Raw genomic sequence first — 21881 nt, 5'->3', positions numbered from 1 at the left:
TTTCTTCTCCTCTCGCTTTACAATAGGCTTGAACACCTTTATTGTATCGCGTTTGGAGTTTTTTTGGTATAACCTTCGTCGCGCACCTTGCAGAGCGTGATGGACTGAAAGTCACATAACAAGTCTACAAAGCCTAAAATAAAAAACAATGCAGCAGCATTTTTTCTCCATATATCAGCTTCCTAATTCAAACTAATATCAAAGAATACTATTCTCTAATCTTCTTTTTTCGTCATAATTACAATAGATAAATTTATTGCAATTCCTATAATAATGATTCCTACTAAGACTATTCCTATTAAAATCATTGACATTGAATACTTACCAAAAAATTCCAACATCTATTCACTTTTTGATTTACTATTCATGTGTTAGTTTTTATCGAATTGTTAGGTTAGCAAGCTAAGAATATCCTACTTGCGATACTCTTTTATTTTAGTTGAATATTTAGTCAAAAGATTCTTTGAATAAATTTTTTCATTTTTTGTATTTCGGACTTCTTTCCAAAGAATAGAAGCTACTTTTAATTTGTTTGAGTAGTTGCAACTATTTTCGTCTGCACAGAAATCCTTCAAAAATTGATTCCATTGACAAACCGAATTGTCATACTTAGCATAATTTGATTTTCCATAATAAACTTTTAGCATATCTTGAATTGTAAAACTCAAATCCTTTTCTCTTTTTACTTTCCTCCAAGCTGTTGCCATATCAGCAGTAAATTTAAATGGTGAGATACCTGTTAAAACAGAGAAATATTCTCTGAACTTTGCATTAAAGGAAAAACCACATTCAAGTAATGGCATATCTAAGGTAATAGTTTCTACCTGTTTCTTTTCATTTATTGTTGTTGACTTTTTAATGAAATTACCCTTAAAGTATTGCTCAATAATATAATTGAATTCCTGTTTTGTACCTCTATATTCTAATCCTAATGACTTGCATATCTGTGAAAGTTCTTCACGATACCAATAATATTTATTAAACTCGTCAAACGATGTAATTTTGTCAAACTCAGGTCTACTTTCTATCAATATTTTATCTCCTCAAAACCAATTTACTTTTTCATCTCTAAACAATGGTGTTTCACTCTCTTTGTAAGGATTGTAGTTATTACAATTACAACCAAACTCTTTCAATACTTTTATCTTATTATCGGATGTCCAAACAATCAAAGTGATACCGTCAAATTCTTTAATTTTCCCCTCATTCATTTTATTTTTGAAGTGCCATTCTCTTTGGGAGTTCAAAGGTCCTGGGGACCTTTGAAGCAGCTTGCCGGAAAACAGGTAAGCAAGCTGGACAACCTAAATGCGTTTTTCTAACAAACCGACTACTTCTATATGTGCTGAGAGCTTTCTTCTATACTAATAGACGAAAGGGATTGAAAGTTATTTTAGAATGATACTGTGGAACGGAATTTATTTACTCTTCTTTATAGTAATTACAGCAGCTATCACATAAAAATGGATAGTCATAATCACTAGGTGTACCAAAATCATAGCCGCCACAACGCTCACAGCCTGTCACCTCATTTATTTCTCCACAGTTCAAACACTTTCCTCTGTCAGTAAAAGCTTCGTCAATACATATCCAATACTCTCCACACTCTTGACATGGTAAATCTAAAATTGGATAAGAACCACCGTCTTTAATAATGGAATATTCGGAACTTCCCACCAAATCCTTATAGTCTATAAAATCACTATTTATTATATCAACCATTTTACTACCTAATCTAGACAGTTCGTGCTCTGAAACACCATCCATCTGGACCGGCATATAAGTACCTTGAAACTCATCGAATTCAACCTCTCCATTAGTATAGGACACTCTTCCAATTGATTCTGAACTTGAACTTCCATCTTTTTTATACTTTAAATATAGGAAACTTTCGGATCCTTCATAGGCGTTAATATCTGTATCAGCCTCAAAACTAATTAACTGACCATCTATTTTGTTTTCAATTTCGAATACAACACTATTTGAATTAAAATTCTTTAGTTCAGTATAATCGCTGAAATTCAAATACTCACTGAATCGGAAGGATTCTTCAATCGAATCATAAAGTCGACTAATATCTTATGACCTCCAAATTGTTCTACAATTTGATTCTACCACAAAAACGCAAAAAAGGCTGTAACCACAGTGGGTTCCCACTGTCGTCACAGCCTTTCTTTACTCTATAAATCTACCTCAGTTCCTTGCAGGAAGCGAACCGCGATTTCGCCTTTAAGTCCTATCGAGATATCGTTAAAAGGTATCAGATAGATTAACTGGTATTTTTTTAGCTTTAGTTATCGGAATCCAAAGCTCCATTTTATAATCTTTACTATCCATATCACCTTCATAATAATATTCAAAGTCAGGTTTTCCTGAATGAACATAACCATGCTCAGGGAAGAAAACTTCCAACGCATATTTCCATCCGTTATGAATACAATCCGGAACAGATCCTATTAATTCTACAACAGCATACTCCGCTTCTTCCACTTCCAAAACATCTAAGCCTATGCTTCTTGCTTTATCCACATCATTAACAATATAGCCTGCCATATAGCTAATTGTATTGGATTCTAAAACATCATGATTATCAAGGTTTAATATATCGTGGCAAACCCCAACAGATTCTCCTGTCCCAAATTTTGAGATTTCTTCATGGCTAACCTTAGAAAACAATTTCCCCCATATACCTGAACATAATGATGAATTGATGCTATTTTCATTGATCCCTGCAACTGTAAATGCTTTTTTCTTTTGAATTGTAATATTCATACTTCTTCCTCCTCTTACACTGAGTGATAATTGCACTCGTGATACTAATTTGAATGGTTTCCCGTTTCTTACCTCTGAAGGAGTAAATCCATGAAAATTCTTAAAAGCTGTTCCAAACGAATCCGATGACTCATATCCGAATTTGAAGGCAACATCAATAATCTTTTCGTCCGTATCTCTTAAAATAACGGCTGCTTCCGTCAATCTTCTGCTTCTTAAATATTCTGAGAGCGTTGTTTCGGTCAGAATAGAAAACAAGCGACTAAACATCGAGTACGAATATCCGGATAGCTGTGCTACTTTCTTTTCGTCAATTTCATCATCAAGAACTGTTTCAAGATAATCAATCGTATTGTTAAACGACTTGATAATATTCACTTCGATCCCCCTTTTCATTCGGTTTATTTTAGTATAGAGGAAGATTTCTTTTCCTACCCTACAATATCCGTACAAGTTTTATAGGTTTTATCTCTTAGAAACTTATAGTTTGCTAAGTTCGATAAACTTAGATTTTTCATAGTCCTATTTCAGCGTAAATTTTCTCTATGAATGGTGCTTTATAAGCAATATAGGTGTCTTTGCTCCATGCCACCGTTTCTTCCCGGACTTCTCCAGCAAATGTCTTTCCTTTCTCCGGCACATGCAAGCCCTGTTCCCAGCTCTGCTCGTTGCACCGTTCCTTTAAGTCTTTAAGGTCGTGCTTACTCAGAGGGTAATTTAGGGTAGGCTATGTCACAACAAACAGTTGATAAATAGCCATTTTTATAGGGGAGTATCAGAACTCCCCTACAAACTGTTATTTGCAGTTATCTATACTCATTTGGAATTTCGATATGAAATGTCTCACACAATAACTTCACATCATGTGCATCATTTTCATCAAACTCGTATCCCAGATGGAACATTACTTGACTATATGGTTCAATACAGGAAACCTCTATTTCCTCAATTCTTCCTTTACCCGAAAAAGTTTCTACCGGAAAACAATCCCCATCATAAAGAATTTCACCTTCGTCCGTATATTCAAAACAATGCAAATCAATAATTCTGTTTTTCAAATCTTCCCATACAGTATGGTTCAATGTTGTATATTCCATCTTAATCTCATAAAAGCCATTAGCTTTCATTATTTCTATAAAGTTCTGATAATCGTTCTTTTCTACAAAAATGTCAATATCATTATGGGCTCTTGACTGATATCCAAGAAGAGCATCTACACCCCAGCCACCATCAAGAAAGACTTTAATCTCCGCATCTATTGCAAATTGAAGAATCTGTTTTACATCTGTTATATTGACCATCTTATCATCTCCACAAATTCTAATTAGGCGACCAGAGGAACTGCTGGTCTGTTTGATAAATCTCTGCATTTAGCAGTTTTCAATGTTGCCAAAACAAAAGTTAAGAAGATGTTCCTTTTCTCCATGTCGCTTTCTTTGGCGTAATTTACAAGGTTATTCCACACAAGATAGTTGTTCAGATACTTGGTAGAAACACCGTTAAAGCCACGCATAAACCTCTTTAGCTGGCTATGGTAGCTATTGATATGTTGGATATTATAAATGCCTTTCTTGGCTTTGCCAGTCTTTAACTGCACAAGGTCAATGCCATTGGCATTTGTAAATCTCACATAGGAGTTCATCTTGTCCGTAACAAGAGTGGAATTGGTCTTAATCCTACCATCATAAATATGATGTAAATCTCTTGTAGAAACTCTACCAGTATTCGTAATCTTGGAGATAGACAAGCCATTCCTATTAACCGCACAAGGAACACATACCTTTTCTTGGGACAAGCCTCTGATATGTGTAGAATGACCACGCTTATGAGCCTTGCGTGGCATAGCAAATGTCTTACTCTTGCTATGATTGCCCTTGTACGAGATGGCGAAAAAAGTTTCGTCAGCCTCAATAATGCCGTCAAGGGTAACATCGTCTGCCATATTCTGAAGTGCATCCAAAATCTTGTGTCTCCAAAGGAATGCGGTGTTTCTGTGAATCCCACAAGCAACAGCAGTCTTACGAATGGATAAGCCATTCATCATACAATCAATGTACTGCTCCCACACGGACAAGTCTTTTCTTGTACCAGACACAATGGAGTTCGTAGCAATCACGAAGGACTTGCCACAATCCTTACATACATATCGCTGTGTGCCATCTTTACGATGACCATTGCGAACCACATGGATACAGCCACAAAGAGGGCATACACGACCATTTGCAAAGCGTTCCTTTGCTACGAAATCTTCAATATTCAAAGACTTTACAAAGGCAGGACTTAAAAGCATTGTTTTAAGGCTTTCCTGCTCTGCGACAGTCAACTTACCGATAATATCTAATGCGTCTTTGATAGTAGGCATATCCAATTACCTCCTTCGGTGGTACTGTTTCTTACTATTATTATACGCTATTTCTCGTCATTTCTCGTCAAAAATCAACCATTTGTTGTGACAGAGCCTTAGGGTATAACAAAATAACCCACCCGAATATCGTTTTTTTTATTTGGTGAGTTTGTTCTTTCAAATACGAAACAAAAAGAGCCGATGATTCGTGAATTGTTCCACAATTTCATCGGCTCTGCGTCTTAAGCGTCTGGCTCTTTGATGACAGTTATCTTCAAGTTGTCAACTTTAATCAATCTTTCTTGTCTGCATTTTGGACAATAAAGGGGATAATTCTCCAAAACAGTGTCCTTCCTAATTTTATTACGGGTTTTGCTCCCACAAACAGGACACAATATCCATTCGCATTTCATCATAATTAGTCTCTAATCCTTTCAAATCTCATTTTATATGACTTTTGCAAGCTGTTAAGCTAACTTGTGGAACATATGCCGAACCTTATCTATACGGCTATTCGGGCGGCGGGGTTGGCAAATAAATTTACCAATAGCTGGCTGGTATCCTTTTAACTCTGTCAAGCAGACTCCCTGCCCATTTGTGAAATAAGTTAAATCGTTCCTGTATTCTTGAATACATCTAGCAGGGATTTCTCCTTTCAGAATGACCTCGTCATTCTTTATCTGAGTACTTACAATATCTGCACAATACCTTGGAGCATCATGATACGCCCGTGAGAGATATTCCTGCGGTGCATAAATTTCAAAGTGGAGATATGGCTCTAATAGTTCTGTCCCTGCTTTTTTTAAAGCCTGCTCCAATACGATAGGGGAAAGCAGCCGAAAGTCTGCGGGGGTACTTACAGGACTATAATACAATCCATATTCAAAACAGATTTTACAGTCTGTCACTTTCCATCCATACAGCCCCTGCTCGCAGCCATAAAGAACCCCCTCCATAACCGCATTTTGGAACGATTGATTTAAATATCCAAGTGAAACTCTGCTTTCATACTGCACTCCGCTTCCAATAGGGAGCGGCTCTATGGACAACCCGACAGAAGCCCAGAAAGGATTTGGCGGGACTTCTATGTGGATGGTATATTCTGCTTTTCTAAGCGGCCTTTCCATATATATAACAGTAGGCTCTTTTATTTCTGCCTCCACATGATATTTTTCCTCAAGGATGGCACAAATGACTTCCATCTGCACATTCCCCAAAAAAGAAAGTATAATCTCATGCGTTGTAGTATCCACATAATATTTTAAAAGAGGGTCGCAATCTGAAATTTCTGTAAGTGCCCCAAGCAATATTTCCCGCTGTTCAGATTTCTTTACTGCAATCGTTGTTTGGAGCATAGGGAGAGGATTTTCAATAAATTTTCTCTGCGGCAACAGTATTTCGTTCCCCAAAATACTGTTTAGCTGCAAAACATCATTTGGTAAAATTACAATATCACCAGAGCAGGCTGTATCGGATGAATATAATTCACCGTTTGTCGGAACACACATCTCTGTGATTTTTATTTTCTCTTTTTCAGATATTCTAATAACATCCCTCAAATGCAATGTTCCGCTATATATACGCACATAAACAAAACGCCGCCTTTTCTCTGAATATTCAATCTTAAAAACCTGCCCGCATAGTTCAGATTGACCTTCAGGCGTTGATGAATAAAATTTACTGGCAATCACTTCTATAAGCTGCCGAATCCCCAGATTGTTTTTAGCGCTTCCGTGATAAACGGGAAATAACGTTCCGTTTTGGAATCTCCTGTTTTCTTCCTGTTCCAGTTCTGACATTTTAAACGGTTTCCCTGACATATATTTCTCTAATAGTTCATCGTTTCCCATAATTACCGTATCCCACTGTTCCATATCGTCATTGTCTGTTACATTTATATGGGGATGCTGCCCAACCTTTTGCTTCACTATAATTTCCGAAGAAAGCTTTGCTTTCATTTCTTGATATACCATTGGCAAATCAATCCCCTCTTGGTCAATTTTATTGATGAAAAAAATTGTCGGAATCTTCATTGTCTGTAGTGCATGAAACAGTATACGGGTCTGTGCCTGTATGCCATCCTTTGCAGAAACTAATAATACTGCTCCGTCTAATACGGATAAAGAACGGTATACTTCCGCCAAAAAATCCATATGGCCTGGCGTATCTATAATGTTGACTTTTACATCCTCCCACTGAAAAGATGTCACTGCTGTCTGGATAGTGATTCCCCTTTGACGCTCCAAATTCATTGTATCTGTCCTTGTTGTGCCTTTATCTACGCTCCCTGGTTCTGCAATTGCACCACTGGTATACAATAAACTTTCCGTTAATGTTGTCTTTCCTGCGTCAACGTGAGCCAGAATGCCTAAGTTAATTATTTTCATGTGATTTTCCTCCTATCAACACCCAAAAAAGGGCATAAAAATACCCAGTGATAAATACTCCTATCACTGGGTAAATAACTCCAATAGCCCCAAAACACTTATATGTTTTCGGGCATATAAAATTACATGATAAAAGTATTCTTAAACTGGGTACAAAAAACTAAGCCCCATATTAAAAGTGAAACGGGACTGCTACTTTTTGTTCCCACTATCAAATTGACAGTTTATTTAAGAATACCTTGCCGCATATTTATTAACTCCTTGTATAATACTGAATCTAATTATATTCCTTAACCCTTTATTTGTCAAGTCCTTAACCCTTTATTTGTCAAGCTGACAAACTAAAGCAGAAAAAGCGGCAGGATTTCCCCCTGCCACTAATCATCTGTTTATGCAAAAATAATTTCCTTTTCCACAATCTCCCTCGCACAAGCCCTTATGTTATTGAGGCATCCTGTCCATTCTAAGGCGTTTTCTGCCTTTAGCTGTTCCGTTATGCCCTGTGCCTGTTTCATACCCTCTATGAGCCTTTCAAAGCGTTCCTGTGCCTGTCTGTTGATGTCGGCAAGGTAGGCGTTTAGCCTGCCGCTTGTAAGAAGATTGGTGTATGTAACTTTACGGTACTGTTTTAGATAATCTAAATGCCGTTGCCCCCAGATGCCTATTGCCTGTTCTTCTTCGGCGGGTACAGTTAAGCACGGTATTAAATAATCGCCTTGCCTTTCGTATTTGCCGCCCATTTCCTCAAAAATTGTCTTTGCCATTGTCTGTTACCTCCACATTCTTTTTTATTTTGAATGTCCGCAAAATCCGTCCTACATCCATTGGAGCTTATGACCGTTCTCATAATTTACGGAATTGACAATAAAGTGCGTGTGTATATGCCCCTTGTCTATATGCGTGGCTATCAGAACTTCATGCCCTTTCCATGCCTTTGTATGCTCTGCCAGCTCGACAGCGTTCTTGTGAGCCTGCTCCGGGGTTATTTCCTCGTCCTCATGGTAGGATTGCACATAATGCTTACGTTTGCTTTATAAATCTACCTCAGTTCCTTCCAGTAAACAAACGGTTATTTCACCATCAAGTCCTATCCTGATATGGTCTAGCACTCGGCACATATCTGAGGGGTTGAAGTCTATCTGCTCCTGCCTAAGCAGGTCACTCAATGCCATGCTGTAGTGCTTATCCAGTAGGCGATTCTCTGCTAAGATTTTCTCCCACTTGCCATCAAGCAAATCAATGTTCTCGCTTAGTAGCTCTAATGCCTTTAGAAAAATCTGCTCGAGTGTCGCCTCATCCAAATGGCTACTGTAACACCCTTCAACACCCTTTATGCGATAGCGGTTGTTACATTGCCAAACTTTACGTTTCCCTCGGCTGGTTGCCCAATTCTTCCGTCCAAAGGCTGACCCGCAGGCTCCGCAGAACACCTTGGTGGTAAATGGGTTGTCCTCACTCTGCATGATATAAGATTTGAGCTGATGCTCATCTCGGTAGGTTTTGCGTCTAGCCATTTCCAGTTGAACAGTCTCCCAAGTCTCCTCATCAATAATGGCCTCATGGCTATTTTCTACATAGTATTGGTTAACCTGACCGTCATTTTGAACTCGTTTCTTAGTCAGAAAATCAACGGTAAAAGTCTTTTGCAATAAGGCATCACCCTTGTACTTTTCATTTTGAAGCATTTTCTGTATAGCACTTGGATACCAATTTGCCTTTCCTGTCCAACCAGGTATTTCATTGTCATTCAAATACTTAGCAATGGATTCAGGACTGTACCCCTCTAAGAATTTCTCGTATATGAATTTAACAGTTTCAGCTTGCTGAGGGTTAATGATAAGCCTACCATTCTCATCCTTGTCATAACCCATGAACTTTGTGGTATTCACGCGCACCTCACCACGTTCAAACTTTTTACGAATTCCCCACGTCGCATTCTCTGAGATCGAGCGTGACTCATCCTGTGCTAAGGAAGAAAGGATTGTAAGGAGAACTTCACCTTTGGAATCTAGGCTGTCAATATTCTCCTTCTCAAAAGTCACACCAACACCAAGTTCTTTCAACTCTCGGACGTATTTTATACAATCAAGGGTGTTTCTTGCAAAGCGACTGATCGACTTTACCAAAATCCTATCCACCTTACCAGCCCTACAATCTTGTATCAAGCGGTTAAAAGCATCACGTTTTTTGGTATTAGTTGCTGAGATGCCCTCATCCGCATAGATGTCAACTAACTCATAGTCCTCGTGTTTGGAGATATAATCTCGGTAATAATTAACTTGGTTTTCATAACTTGATAGCTGTTCGTCTTGGTCGGTGGACACTCGGCAATATGCGGCTACATTGACTTTCTTTCTGACCTGATGTTGAACGCTGGTCTGCACTTTCTTGGCCGGAATAACTGTAATACTTTTCCCCATCTCTATCCCTTTCTATCACTTTTACTGGCGAGGTTACTGTCCAATTTGAGATATCTACTTCTGGCACACGCATCCCTTGACAAGCTGCTTTTCCTTCCTTAATGTATTTGGAACAGCACCAAACAATTTTTTTCTTGTAAGAAACTTGTCTCTTTAGAGTCGAACCACAATGCTGACACTTTAATAACCCCGTAAATTTATAGGTTTTGTTTCTACCTTGTTGCCATCTTCTACTGTTTAGTTTTACCTGGACTGCTTGCCAATCTTCCATTGAAATAATAGCTTCATGATTATCCTCTATCAGGTATTGTTCGAGTTCCCCCTGATTCAATTTTTTAGGACCATTCACACCATCGTGAAAATACTTCTGCAATAAGACCGAACCGTTGTATTTTTCATTGCTTAACATTTGACGGATTGTGGTGTCATGCCATTTAGCACCTGTAACCGTCGCAACTCCCTTTTCATTTAACAGTTTGGCAATACGATGAGTACCATACCCTTCAAGGTAAAGTGCAAATATTTTTCTGACTATCAAAGCTTCTTCTGGATTGATAATCAACTCACCATTCTCGTCTATATCATATCCTAAGAATCGCTTGGTGTTAATGACTAGCTCTCCTCGTTGAAACTTCTTTTGAAATGCCCAACGTTGATTGCCACTCATACTCCTCAACTCGTCCTCAGCAATACTAGCTAATACTGAAAGCATCACTTCCCCTTCACTAGAAAGGGTATGAATGTTTTGTTCCTCAAAGAAAATGTCTACTCCTATTGCCTTCAGTTCACGACTAATTTCAAGAACTGTAACCGTGTTTCTAGCAAATCGAGCAATTGACTTGGTATGAATAATATCAATCATACCTTTACGACAATTTTCAATCATGGCTTGAAAATTTGGACGATTATCCTTAGAACCAGATATACCTCTGTCATGATAAACACCTACAAAATCAATATCGTCTCTATTGGAATACAGGTTTTCAAAATAATGTTTCTGATTTTCTAACGATTCTAACTGACTTCCATTAGTCGTCGAAACTCGAATGTAGGCACAGATCCTCTGCTTGTGTTTTTGTTTATTGACTCTAATCTTTTTTACGGACATTTACTCTCCTTCCTATGTAATGGCACACTATATATCACTCTAAAGGGAAAATAAGTCAAGTTATCAGACAAACTAATTCGACCTGATAAATTTATGCCAAAGTTCATGGAATACAAATATTCCTCCTACCTTACTAGGTAGGTTTGGGAGTAATTTTTCCGCACTTATTGAAAAAAAAAGCAAAAAAATAAAGCCTGATGTTCCCACCAGGCTTAAGACTTAATTATGATATTCTAAACCAACCTACAACTTTACCGAGTTTAACTGTTCCAGTAGAATCGTAGAGTGAGCCATCCGCCATCCATTGCCGTTTCACACGACGAGTAATTCCACCGCCACCAATTTCTAATTGGTCATTGATACCGTTCTTATTATAGTCAGAATATCCATCAATATTCTGTTCCACACCATCAATACTTTTTCCGTCAGAATCTGTCACACAGACACCAATATGCCCATAGACCAAACCATCTGTCTCAATGACATAAAAATCACCTGCTTTAGGATTCACACCCCAAGCATCGTAGATTACTTGGAAACCATTTGATTTTGCTTTCTTCAAACAATCAATGGCATTTGTATAGGACATATTCTTGTCCGTAAGCTCTTGAACAATCTTATCCACCAAGGCAACACACTGTCCACCATAAGGGTTAGATGGAACGGTCACCTTTTGACCGACCTTGGATAATGCTGACGCAACCACACGACTGGCAACACTGGTTGGAATAGCGGTTGTTGTCCTTGAAGCTGTGTTAACCTTGAGTGTTTGCCCAACTTTCAGGATATCCGACTTCTTCAAACCATTCACCGCAAGTAGGGCATCTACTGTTAAACCAAACTTCCGAGCGATTCCATAATACGTATCGCCTTTCTGTGCTTGATAGGTCTGCTCACTATGGCCTTTAGTTGTTCCTTCTACATCCTGCTCAAGCACCCATGACTTGATTCCATCAAGTAGATAAGCTCTCTTACTGTTGGACTGGTGAATATTCTTCACTTGAAGGATTTTGTAGGTGCGCCCCTTGACCCAGTTGGCGATTTTCTGACCAGTCTGATAATGAGTCGCATGAGGCAACACCCTAAGACTATCACCAACAAGATAGACTGGTTTTGAAGGAGTTCCTGAACTCCCAACGGTTGAACTGGGTGTCGAGGGAACTATGGTCTTGACCTCAACTCCTGTTATTGCTGACACAAGACCTCTCGCAATATCCTCTTTCTTGTTCTCAAAAATCGCCATATCTTGTTCATTATCGATGAAAGCAATCTCCACCAAACGATAGGTGTATCCACGACTTGCTGCTTGATTGGCATTATATAGCCAATCTACCTTCTTAATGCCACGATTTTGGAAATAGTGTGAAAGGAGAGACAGGATAGCCATATCTTCCTTATCTGCTTCTAAGGAAGATTGAATCAAGACTTCTGTACCTTTAGCACTTCCATTAAAGGCATTGAAGTGCAATTCAGTAATCGAGTCGTATCCCTTACCAATACTAGTAATACTCCGATAATCATAAACATTTTGTTCGGTAATAAAATCAATTCGCTGTCCACTGTACTTAGACATTAACTTGGCTAATTCTCGAACCTTTCCTGCTTCTGTGATACCTAGTTTGGCATTCACTGCTCCAGGATCATAGCTTGTTCGCCCTTGGCCATGACCACAAATGACTAGATGTTTTCCCATATCTTCTCACCTCTCGTTGATTTGTTTTAAGATTGCTTGTAGTTTCTCAGGTATTGGTAAACCAATTCGAACGGTATTTTCTAGAATACTTAACCCCTCATTACTGAGATAAAAGAAAATGACCATGGTTCGAATTGTTCCACCCTGCTTGATGATTGCAGTATCAATCAGATGACCTAGTGAAACTAAAAATAAAATGGCTATCTTTTTAAAGATGCCACGAAAACCGATACTACTTGACAATTGTTTCTCTACAACTGCCGCAAAAATTCCTGTTAGATAGTCAATAATAATGAAGACAAGTAGGGCATATAAGATACCATCCAACTCTCCAAATAGACTACCAATCAAGCCTCCAATCATGGAAAATAAAATCTTATTAAGAGTTAACAGTTCCTTCATCGGTCACCTCACTTTCTACTGGGCCTTCCTGCACAATGGTAGGGTCTGACCAATCCGGTTGACCGTTCTCATCAAACCGCATCAGATAAAAACATTCATGAAATAAATCAGAAAGATTCAGAGTTAATGTGGTACTACCCCACTGATTAAACGCCCAAACTGTTTCTGTTGTAACCAACTGCCGCCTTCCATTTTTAATGGCAGGTCGCCTTACTTCTTCAAGATACATGTAAAAATCCTGCTCTGCTGTCTTACAACGAATGAACTCTCCATTCTTACGCATGTAAGCGAGAGCTGTCTCCAAATCAAATGGTTCTGTTACTTTGTCAATATTGAGAAGTGCCATGATAACTATTCTCCTTTCCTTTCTTCAGGTTTTGTCTGAACTTCTAATAGCTCAGTCAATTCCTGTTTTTCTTTACGCAATAGGCTAAGTTCCTCATCCCTTTCCACCAATTGGATGGCAATGAGGTTCTTAGCGGTAATCTCATCAGATAGCTTGGAGACAAGCTCCTGGATGGTTAATTTTAATGATTGGTTGATTTGTTCTAGATTCATCTGTGAACTCCTTTATTTAATCGTATCCCATGTCAAGATGACGTCACCTCGACCTGTGATGTTTACTAAGTGTTTAAAATTGTGATTGAATTGATGAAGTACGTCTTTCAAGCTGACATAGGTTGTCCCATTTCGATAGATGCGGATATCTCCGATATTCAAAATAGAACTTGGTCGGTCAGATGCTTTAAAAGCATCAATACTCAGTCGGTTAGGCAACGTTACAATCTCCCACCCATCTGGATTGGTATATGGAGCACTAGCTAAACGTACTTTATCACCTACCACATCAATTTGGTCAGTATCAGTACCGTTCCATGCTCTAATCCCTACAAAGCCACCGTCATTGGCATTCCAGTTGTTCCATCGATTGGAACCGATAATGGTTACACCACATGGCTTGCCGTTTGAGGTACCTGTTTCAAATGAAACCCACTGGTGAGGATAACCACTAACCTCACGAGAAATGGATGGAGAGTTTGTAAAGAACTTGATGTTTCCAAGTGACAGATTGATTTTCATGGCTCCGTTGATTGCTGACAAGATACCACCAGAAATGTTGTTGGCAGATAGTGTTACTGACTGCACTTGGGTTATAAAGGCTGATTTGGCAAATAATTGCTTAAGATAGGCTTCTGTTGCCATAAACTTGGTAAAGAAAGCTTGGTCAACCTTTAACTTATCCGCAGTGATTGCTTCTGCTCCAATTCGAGCTGCAGAGATAATACCTGTCGTAATCTTTCCTGCATCAAGACTGGCAATCTTACCGCTCGCAATTACTCCATCTTGGATATAGGTTGTGCCTGTAATTTGGACGAGTTTTCCATCAATCTTGACTGTGCCATCCTTATTGAGATTGAGCTGACTCAGGACTGTTCCTGCACTGGTCAGATTTCGAACCGACCACGCCCCTGCAAGTGTTGAAACCTGAGTTTGAATGGCATTAACTGCCGCCGTTGTCGCTCGACTTGTTTCTAGATTGCCCACTCGTGTCACAATCCCATTAGCCGTTTGGACAACCTGACTGATTTGATTGGTGTGATCTCCAATTGTTCGAGTATGACTACTTACAGTATCCCGCACTTCATGAAAGGCGGTTACCGTCGTAAAGTCGTCTAATGACGGTGTCCAGTAGTCTGGAAAAATATCACCAGTTGATACCATTAAGGCTCTCACATGGAACTTACCAGTTTTAACCCCATCAACTCTGACTTGAAGTTCAAATCCTTTAGAGTGTTGGTACATCTCTTGAGTGACGGTGGCGGTCAGTTTTATCAAGCGATAGTTGTTACCCGTTGTCAGATTGCTACTCCATTTATTATAGAAAGGGTGATACAAATTCCAGTTGGTCCATGTCCAGGCATTTTGACTATCCAAGATTGGACCTTGAAGTTTCATAGTACGAGACGTTACAGCGGGGTCAAAGGTAATCTCATCCGCTGAGACATGAACATATAAATGAACTTTTGATCCAACATAAATTCCACTACTATCCCCAAATTGCACTCTTCCTAAAGAGGCTATCCAGTTACTATTGGTATTTATCGTCTGATAAGCACTCCATCTGTCTGAAGTACCAGCTATTAAGTTGCGATGCGAAACTGAGGTAGGGATTCTGCTTTCCGTTTGACTGATTCGCTGGGTAAAACTATCATAGGTGGTTCTAACCAAATTCTGCACACTAGTTGTCGTCGCATAGGGCTGGAGAGAACTGCTGGTTAGATAGCCACGACCCATAATATTTGAATCGACCTGTGACTTGGTTTGGTAGCCTTTTGAGTTAATTGCAGATTCAACTTGCGTACTCGTCAGTCGTTGTTCGATTTGCCCAGCCTGTGTTCGGATAGTGGTTTCCGCACTTGCTACTCGACCGCTCAAATTATTAAAATCCGTCTTTGCGACTTTCTGTGAGATGGCATCATTGGCAATAGTTAGCTCAGACTTGGTCTGACTAATCATTGTCGCATTGCTAGTTGCTTTTGAAAGGGCTGCTTCTGCCGTAGATTTCACACCGTCCACAAAGGTCTTGTCAGCTTTAAGTAAAATGGACTGGGTCGTTTGATTAATACTTGTCGTATGATTCTCAACTGTACTCTTGAGATTGTCATAGTCCATTTTAGATACTTTACTAGCCACATCACCCAACAATTGCCTGATTTGGGTTTCAGCATTCATCATTTTATTCTCAGTATGAGTAAGCTTTGTAGACAGCTGAGTTTGGCCCTCAGCTGTCTGAGTAATTAGTGTTCTGGTTTGACTGAGATCTGTGATTAAGTCTTCAGGAGCAGGTGACCAGTCAGTAGGCATAGAAGAAAGTTCAAACTTTGGTCTTCCAGCTAAGGCATTTCCTCTGACTTGCACAAAAAGATTGAGCTTTGCTACACTAACAACCGATACACCATCAGGAATACGAACCGTTCGGTATATTCGCTCGCGAGGTTGGGTTGCTGAAACAACTTTATAGCAGTTTAGATAGAGAGGATTGCCATTGGATAAAGTCAAGCGTAGCTCGCATCCTATCCTAGACTGTCCTCTTTCATCAGGCGACAGATTTTCCCCCTTGATATCAACGCTGATCGTCACAAACTTTCCTGCCTGAGCATAGTCGATAAAGTCCGAAGCACTATCTAGAAACTTACTCCCGGATGTAATATAAGTATCACTTTTTAGTATGTAATTTCGACCACCAAAATCAACTGGAATCTTAGCTACGGTCTCTCGAATCTCAGTTGTTATCCGATTCCCCAATTGCGTAATCGTTGACTCTGCAGTTTCGATTCTCTGTTTTGCTTGGTTAAAATCGCTAGTCTTAACACGCTGGGAAATTTGGTCTGCTTGCGTTTGAATCATGGATTCTGCACTAATTACTCGACCAGTCAGACCATCCACCAGTTGCTTACTCGCAAGTAGTTTTATATCCTCCTTGGTTTGTGTGAGATTGGTAGTGACAGTTGCCAACTGTCCACCTATCAGTGATTTTGCTACATCAACCAATCGACTCGCCTCAGAGATAGCTTGTGATTTTGCTGTCGCAATTTTTAACTCTGTTTGACTACGCTCCGTCGAAGTCAAGCGGTTAGCTTCTTGAATCGCATCGAGCTTGGCTTGTTCTGCCCTTCTGAGAGCTTCAGTTGCCCCAGTTTGAGCCTGTACTGCCTTTTGTTTGGCTTCTGTGGCTAGGTTGGTATTTACCCCAGCCTTTGCCAATAAATCACGAGTTGTGCGTTGCTGTTCCTCTTCTTGTTGCAGCATCTGTTGGTGAATAGAAGAAAGCTCACTATCAATGCTAGCCTTTAATCGATCCGCATAGACCTCCCCATGACTTTGAGCCTGAAGGATTGCATTATCAATGGCTACTTGACGTTTCTCAAATTCTGCATCAAAGGCTCTGTTGGCATTCTCAATGGCAATTTCAACGGCAACATCCTCACTCCGCTTATTCCCTTCAAGGAGATTATTTGCTAGGGTAGTCAAGCTTCCGCCAGTTTTACCTGTACCGATACTTGCCTTATCATCAAACGTGATAGAGCGGTAATTCTTAGCTAGAGGATCATAATCATAAGCAAGGGCTTTCTTCCTCACATCAATGCCGTGTAGCTTGCTTTTTAAAGTCACTGTATCGCCTAGATGAACTGTTTGACCATCTAATTCAAATGCCTCAATGATGATGGCATCTTTGGGCTTATCAATACCCTCTAAGCGAAACTTGCTACTAGCCCACTCTATTAACTCTTGACGAGTTCTGACACTATTATTTGTATAGGTCACTTCATTGATGAAAGGATAAGAGTTTATCAACGGACTGTCTACAGTTACTTGAAGGACAGCTTCCCTATCCTGACCCTCTTGTTTAAAGCTTGAAGTGGCATGGATACGAGTGATAATCTGTGAACTTTCTTTCGTTCGCTGATACTTTTTCAAATTGTAGTGAGTAGAGATAACAACTCCACGGTCCTGTCCTCGCTCACTCTTAATTGATAAGGCAAGGTTATCTCGAACCAGTTCTCCCTCCCAAGTTCCAAGGATAGAGTGTTTACCATCCATCAGGCTGGAGTACAGCGTCTGTTCCTTGTCCGTTGTATAGGTTCTATTCTTGACAATGTCACTGGTAAAAGAAAAATCTCCAAGTGGAGACTTGCTTGCCATGACCATGCTTGATAGTGCTGTTGCACAAGGTACCTGTTCACACCTAAATGGAGATACCAACCTAGTCATGACGTCATCTGATATGTGATAGGCCACAACTTCAAGACTGGTGTCTCCTTCAATGACTTTCTTAATCCTAAACAACTGGTGTCCCAATACTGGAACTGGGCTACGAACGAGGTAGTCCTCTTTTAACTCTCGAAATAGTCCGCTGTCTGTGATTGGATAGGTAAAATTTAGGACAAAATCCCCATTCAAGGTTTCTTTAACGCTTGCCTTTATGGTCTCTGGGAGTGGTTTCCCATGCCATTTTGCCGTTCGAACGGTTTTGTCTAATAAAGATAGCACTAAGCCCACCCCCAATTCATTTCTATTGTTAATGATGTAATGCCAGCACCTAAGACAACTCCAACCGAGTCATTTCTGGCCGCATCAATGGAAATAAAATCGCCAGACCATTTTACAGGCTGACCTCTTTGTGTCTTAAAACTTGGCTGACTAGGATTATTATCCATAATGAGTGTTTCTTGTAATCGCTCCAAGCGGATGACATCATCCCCAATCGTAAAGCTAGTTTCACTAGTCGAGTTGCCACTTATGGTAATCTTTGGAAAAGCAATGGCTGAACCTTGACTTCTAAAAGTACCACTAGTCCTAAACACCTGCGAGGTCGTCGTTTTGAACCACTTGGTTGGGTGACAAGAAAATGTAACCTTAAACTCATACACCCCCAGCTTATCCTTTTGAACTGGAGTATGGTGTACCTTGTAACACCAAAAGCGTATGGTCTTGAAACTAGCGTTCTCAAGCCAAAATCCTTCTTTCAAAAATAGCTTCAAAAAGGATAATAACTGTTCTTCACTAGGTTTTACAAGATAGAGGGTGTAGCTCAGTTCCATGACACTTCTGCGAGGATTGGTTTGAAGAACCGCTCCTGACAGGCCTTGGTGTTCTATCAATTGCGTCTTACTTTCACTTACTGTGATTGAAGGACTATCTTCCACGATTACCTTAAAAGGAAAAGAACTCGTGGACACTCCACCAATGGTTAATGCATTATGTTTAATCATGGTTTCACTCCTCTCAATCCTTGTTGACGTTCTAATTCATACACTAGTTTTTCTCCAACCATCTCCGCTAGTCGGTGAAGGTCAGTTTCTTCTCTTATCGTATTTCCAGTAATGGTGATGTGAATGGTTGGTAAATTGCTTGTCATGGTCTTTGCGATTCCTCGACCAATTGCACCCAATGTTTGTTCATTCAAGGGCAAGACTGCTTCTTTTCCAGCCTCACCTCCAACCATTAGGCTATTGCCATTCATTCCAAATGCAGTGGGCTTGGTTAAAATTCCACCTTTGGCATACCAATCAATGGAGATTCTCGGAATACCGCCCTTCAACCAATCGAGTGGATTGGCAGAACCTGATACTCGAAAATGAGGAAGGGGAATATGTGGCCATCTGATTTGGAAGTTAAAAAGATTTTTAATGGCATTGATGGCATTACTCACGGCATCTCTTGCACCATTGATAGCACTTGAAATGGTATTTTTCACACCGTTCCAAACAGATGAAACTGTATTGGATATCCCATTCAGAATATTGGATACGGTACTACTGATACCATTCCATATGGTTGATACTGTTGAACCAATCGCAGACATAACACTGGAAATTGTCGACTGAATAGCTGACCAGATAGATGAAATGACAGAACTAATGGCAGATAGTACATTTGAGATGGTATGCTTGATACCTGTCCAAGCAGTTGAGATGTACTGGGCGATGAAATTGAGGGCTAAGGAAATAAGGGACTTGATGCCCTCCCATGCTATCGACAAGACCTGTTTGATGGTTTCCCAAGCGCCAGTCCAATCACCAGTGATAACCTGCATGACTGCCTTGATGATACCAAGTACCACATTGATAGCAGTCTCGACCACAATCTTTATCATCTCCCAAGCGGCTGTGATGATGAGTTTGATATTCTCCCAACTTGCTTGGATGAGCGGTCCAAGAATAGTCATCACCGTTTGAATAACCGTATTGATGGCATTCCATACCGTGGTTGCAGCATTTAGAATCAATTGCTGGTTTTCAGTCCACCATGTGGTTAGCGTTCCCCAGATGGACATAACAAAACTAGAAATCTGCTGGATGATCATGGACAGAAAGGCATAGATACTATTCCAGATTTCCGTCACAGCCGTTCGAAAGCCTTCGTGATTCGTCCAGAGTTCTTTTAACCCAACAATCAGTAAGGTAATGGCAGCTACAATACCAACAATAATCCCCACAATCGGCAAAAATGCCGTTATCATTCCAACAACGGTTGTCCCCATAGCGGCTGCCGCAACCTGTAAGCCCAAGAAAATAGGAAGTAACATACCTACCACGGCTAAAATACCTGTGAAGATAATGACGACTTCCTTGATGGGACTGGATAAGTTGGTAAACCAAGTCGCTAGTTGACTAATAATGTCTGCCAAACTTTGGAAGACTGGAATAAGGATCTCCAGAATCGGTTGACCGATTGCTGCTAGAGCATTAGTTCCAGACTGTCTTAAGTTACCCAGAACGTTTTCCAGTCCATCTGATTCCCTTGCAGCTTGTCCCAAGGCTCCAGAGAGTTCATTGCCGTCCTCTACCATTTGAAGGAGGGTTAACTGCTTCTGAGCTTCTGATAGTTCATTGAAGGACTTTCCATAGAGCTTGTTCGCCGCTGCATTACGAGTGGTTTCTGTCGCAGAAATACCTAGAGCTGCGTCATTTTCATAGTTTCCTTTGAGGAAGGACTGCAGGTTTTCGGTGACTTCTTCGATGGATTTGTCGTAAAATGCTGCCCCATCAGCCGCTGCTCTGGTGGCACGAGTGGTCAGATCCAAAGCCTGAGCCGTATCCATTCCAGAGGTTTTGGCAAAGGAAGCCATCTGAGTGAAGGAGCCTTGAAGACGCTCTGGAACAATGTCCATCTCTTCCCCAATCTTATTGAGGGCATCCTTAGCAGCATTCTCCATATCCCCAAATACTGTAGAGAATTGGGCATTGCTGGCTTGAAGTTGAGCTGCCGCAGACATGGACTCTGTTCCGACTTCGAAGATTTTCTGAGAGATGTCTGCTAGCTTCTCACTGGTTGCTTGAAGTGCCTCAGCCCGAATGGTGTCAGACATGGCTTTCATACCATCTTGAGCACCATCGGCAGAGGATTTGGTCTCATCCATCTCGTTGTTCAAGTTATTGAGAGCGGTCTTTGCTTGGTTCAACTCAGCCTCCATCTTATTGGCTTCAATGGAATTCTCACCATATTCACTCTTTGTCAGGGCTAGTTGCTTTTCGAGATTGGAAATTTGTTTAGAAACAATTTCTGACTGTGCTCCGATCTTTTGTTGGGCTATGGCATTGCGTTCTGCTTCGGAACTATTGGATGACAAAGCACTTTCTTGTAACTCAAATTGAGACGTGACCTTGTTCATCTCACTTGCTAACTGCCCCTGCTCCACTTGGAGTTTATCTAATTGTTGAGCCGCTGAACTACTTGCTCGACCGTGATTCTCAAGTGTTGATGACACATCAGCTAACTTAGTTTCATAGGACGTTAGCAGCCTTTGAGTAGTTTCCACCTCACGTTGAAAGGCACGGTACTGGTCTGCCCCAATATCCCCAGCCTTAAATTGAGCTTCCACCTGTGATTGGGCTTGACGGAGCGTTGCCAATTTTTCTTTGGTTGTCTCGACTTGTTTTGCCAAGACTTCCTGCTTTTGAGTAAGGAGGGTGACATTGCCTGTATCAAACTTGAGAGCCTTATCAATTTGTCTTAGTTCTTTGGTAGCTTCAGATGCTTGTTTGTTCACACCCTTTAGGGCATCTTGTAAGGGTTGGGTATCGCCACCAATTTCAATTGTAATCCCCTTTATGTTTCCAGCCATAGTCCCTCCTTTCTACCATCAGAAATTATCAAAATCAGCTTGAGTTGCCGGGCGTGTTTGAGAAGTTTCTCGAGTACGCATCTCCACATAGTCCGTTTGATAGTCAAGTGCCATTCCAATAGAGAT

At 40.3% G+C, this 21881-nt stretch carries 18 protein-coding genes and 1 pseudogene; all 19 read right to left on the bottom strand.

The features are described 5' to 3' along the window. Nucleotides 1–413: 413 nt before the first annotated feature. Nucleotides 414–1031 (bottom strand): SAP domain-containing protein, encoded by a 618-nt coding sequence (locus ODU34_RS00340; RefSeq protein WP_105178735.1) that lies wholly within the window; start codon nucleotides 1029–1031, stop codon nucleotides 414–416. A gap of 12 nt (nucleotides 1032–1043) precedes the next feature. Beyond that, nucleotides 1044–1232: pseudogene (locus tag ODU34_RS00335) on the bottom strand (hypothetical protein); the annotation flags it as partial. Nucleotides 1233–1422: 190 nt separating this feature from the next. Next, nucleotides 1423–2025: a hypothetical protein gene (locus ODU34_RS00330; RefSeq protein WP_024411247.1), complete on the bottom strand. Its 603-nt coding sequence runs from the start codon at nucleotides 2023–2025 to the stop codon at nucleotides 1423–1425. Between the two features lie 225 nt (nucleotides 2026–2250). Next, nucleotides 2251–3150 carry an AraC family transcriptional regulator gene (locus ODU34_RS00325; protein ID WP_024412812.1) on the bottom strand — a complete coding sequence of 300 codons (900 nt, stop codon included), beginning with the start codon at nucleotides 3148–3150 and terminating at the stop codon, nucleotides 2251–2253. A 428-nt stretch (nucleotides 3151–3578) separates the two neighbouring features. Beyond that, complete coding sequence (gene lnu(C), locus ODU34_RS00320) at nucleotides 3579–4073, bottom strand: lincosamide nucleotidyltransferase Lnu(C) (RefSeq protein WP_002837187.1); 495 nt, start codon at nucleotides 4071–4073, stop codon at nucleotides 3579–3581. A 23-nt stretch (nucleotides 4074–4096) separates the two neighbouring features. After that, complete coding sequence (locus ODU34_RS00315; RefSeq protein ID WP_002837184.1) at nucleotides 4097–5134, bottom strand: IS1595-like element ISSag10 family transposase; 1038 nt, start codon at nucleotides 5132–5134, stop codon at nucleotides 4097–4099. A gap of 224 nt (nucleotides 5135–5358) precedes the next feature. Next, nucleotides 5359–5532, bottom strand: coding sequence for a cysteine-rich KTR domain-containing protein (locus ODU34_RS00310; RefSeq protein ID WP_002779755.1), 174 nt, complete (start codon nucleotides 5530–5532; stop codon nucleotides 5359–5361). 51 nt (nucleotides 5533–5583) lie between these two features. Continuing rightward, nucleotides 5584–7503: a tetracycline resistance ribosomal protection protein Tet(O) gene (tet(O), locus tag ODU34_RS00305; RefSeq protein WP_161513024.1), complete on the bottom strand. Its 1920-nt coding sequence runs from the start codon at nucleotides 7501–7503 to the stop codon at nucleotides 5584–5586. A gap of 389 nt (nucleotides 7504–7892) precedes the next feature. Further along, nucleotides 7893–8267, bottom strand: coding sequence for a TnpV protein (locus tag ODU34_RS00300; protein ID WP_029172348.1), 375 nt, complete (start codon nucleotides 8265–8267; stop codon nucleotides 7893–7895). Between the two features lie 51 nt (nucleotides 8268–8318). Further along, the gene (locus ODU34_RS00295) at nucleotides 8319–8516 is read right to left on the bottom strand and encodes a relaxase/mobilization nuclease domain-containing protein (RefSeq protein WP_024407616.1); all 198 of its coding nucleotides are present in this window, start codon (nucleotides 8514–8516) and stop codon (nucleotides 8319–8321) included. 18 nt (nucleotides 8517–8534) lie between these two features. Further along, nucleotides 8535–9827 carry a recombinase family protein gene (locus tag ODU34_RS00290; RefSeq protein WP_024411427.1) on the bottom strand — a complete coding sequence of 431 codons (1293 nt, stop codon included), beginning with the start codon at nucleotides 9825–9827 and terminating at the stop codon, nucleotides 8535–8537. Next, the gene (locus ODU34_RS00285) at nucleotides 9790–11031 is read right to left on the bottom strand and encodes a recombinase family protein (protein WP_024412678.1); all 1242 of its coding nucleotides are present in this window, start codon (nucleotides 11029–11031) and stop codon (nucleotides 9790–9792) included. Before ODU34_RS00285 ends, ODU34_RS00290 begins: the two co-directional genes overlap by 38 nt. 223 nt (nucleotides 11032–11254) lie before the next feature. Continuing rightward, a complete protein-coding gene (locus ODU34_RS00280; RefSeq protein ID WP_024412679.1) occupies nucleotides 11255–12724 on the bottom strand; it encodes a LysM peptidoglycan-binding domain-containing protein in 1470 nt (489 codons plus the stop codon). Nucleotides 12725–12730: 6 nt separating this feature from the next. Beyond that, nucleotides 12731–13126, bottom strand: a complete 396-nt coding sequence (locus ODU34_RS00275) for a holin family protein (protein ID WP_014636353.1) — start codon at nucleotides 13124–13126, stop codon at nucleotides 12731–12733. Next, complete coding sequence (locus ODU34_RS00270; protein ID WP_024412680.1) at nucleotides 13104–13472, bottom strand: hypothetical protein; 369 nt, start codon at nucleotides 13470–13472, stop codon at nucleotides 13104–13106. Before ODU34_RS00270 ends, ODU34_RS00275 begins: the two co-directional genes overlap by 23 nt. Nucleotides 13473–13477: 5 nt before the next feature. Next, complete coding sequence (locus ODU34_RS00265) at nucleotides 13478–13684, bottom strand: hypothetical protein (RefSeq protein WP_024412681.1); 207 nt, start codon at nucleotides 13682–13684, stop codon at nucleotides 13478–13480. Between the two features lie 12 nt (nucleotides 13685–13696). Next, nucleotides 13697–18178, bottom strand: a complete 4482-nt coding sequence (locus ODU34_RS00260; protein ID WP_029180493.1) for a phage tail spike protein — start codon at nucleotides 18176–18178, stop codon at nucleotides 13697–13699. Then, the gene (locus ODU34_RS00255) at nucleotides 18178–18900 is read right to left on the bottom strand and encodes a phage tail protein (RefSeq protein ID WP_029180492.1); all 723 of its coding nucleotides are present in this window, start codon (nucleotides 18898–18900) and stop codon (nucleotides 18178–18180) included. The genes ODU34_RS00260 and ODU34_RS00255 overlap by 1 nt, the downstream gene beginning before the upstream one ends. Beyond that, the gene (locus tag ODU34_RS00250) at nucleotides 18897–21755 is read right to left on the bottom strand and encodes a phage tail tape measure protein (protein ID WP_099809780.1); all 2859 of its coding nucleotides are present in this window, start codon (nucleotides 21753–21755) and stop codon (nucleotides 18897–18899) included. Before ODU34_RS00250 ends, ODU34_RS00255 begins: the two co-directional genes overlap by 4 nt. Nucleotides 21756–21881 lie beyond the last annotated feature (126 nt).

Source organism: Streptococcus sp. 2018WUSS126, from assembly GCF_044427425.1.
In the GTDB taxonomy this organism is placed as follows: Bacteria; Bacillota; Bacilli; order Lactobacillales; family Streptococcaceae; genus Streptococcus; species Streptococcus hashimotonensis.
Note: the sequence above shows the minus strand (reverse complement) of the source record. Positions and strands in the feature narration are given on the sequence as shown.

Excerpts from the sequence above, each read along its gene's own strand:
- ODU34_RS00315 (WP_002837184.1), bottom strand. The coding sequence starts at position 5,134 with ATGCCTACTATCAAAGACGCATTAGATATTATCGGTAAGTTGACTGTC.
- ODU34_RS00300 (WP_029172348.1), bottom strand. The coding sequence starts at position 8,267 with ATGGCAAAGACAATTTTTGAGGAAATGGGCGGCAAATACGAAAGGCAA.
- ODU34_RS00285 (WP_024412678.1), bottom strand. The coding sequence starts at position 11,031 with ATGTCCGTAAAAAAGATTAGAGTCAATAAACAAAAACACAAGCAGAGG.
- ODU34_RS00265 (WP_024412681.1), bottom strand. The coding sequence starts at position 13,684 with ATGAATCTAGAACAAATCAACCAATCATTAAAATTAACCATCCAGGAG.
- ODU34_RS00275 (WP_014636353.1), bottom strand. The coding sequence starts at position 13,126 with ATGAAGGAACTGTTAACTCTTAATAAGATTTTATTTTCCATGATTGGA.
- ODU34_RS00255 (WP_029180492.1), bottom strand. The coding sequence starts at position 18,900 with ATGATTAAACATAATGCATTAACCATTGGTGGAGTGTCCACGAGTTCT.
- ODU34_RS00280 (WP_024412679.1), bottom strand. The coding sequence starts at position 12,724 with ATGGGAAAACATCTAGTCATTTGTGGTCATGGCCAAGGGCGAACAAGC.
- ODU34_RS00270 (WP_024412680.1), bottom strand. The coding sequence starts at position 13,472 with ATGGCACTTCTCAATATTGACAAAGTAACAGAACCATTTGATTTGGAG.
- ODU34_RS00310 (WP_002779755.1), bottom strand. The coding sequence starts at position 5,532 with ATGATGAAATGCGAATGGATATTGTGTCCTGTTTGTGGGAGCAAAACC.
- ODU34_RS00250 (WP_099809780.1), bottom strand. The coding sequence starts at position 21,755 with ATGGCTGGAAACATAAAGGGGATTACAATTGAAATTGGTGGCGATACC.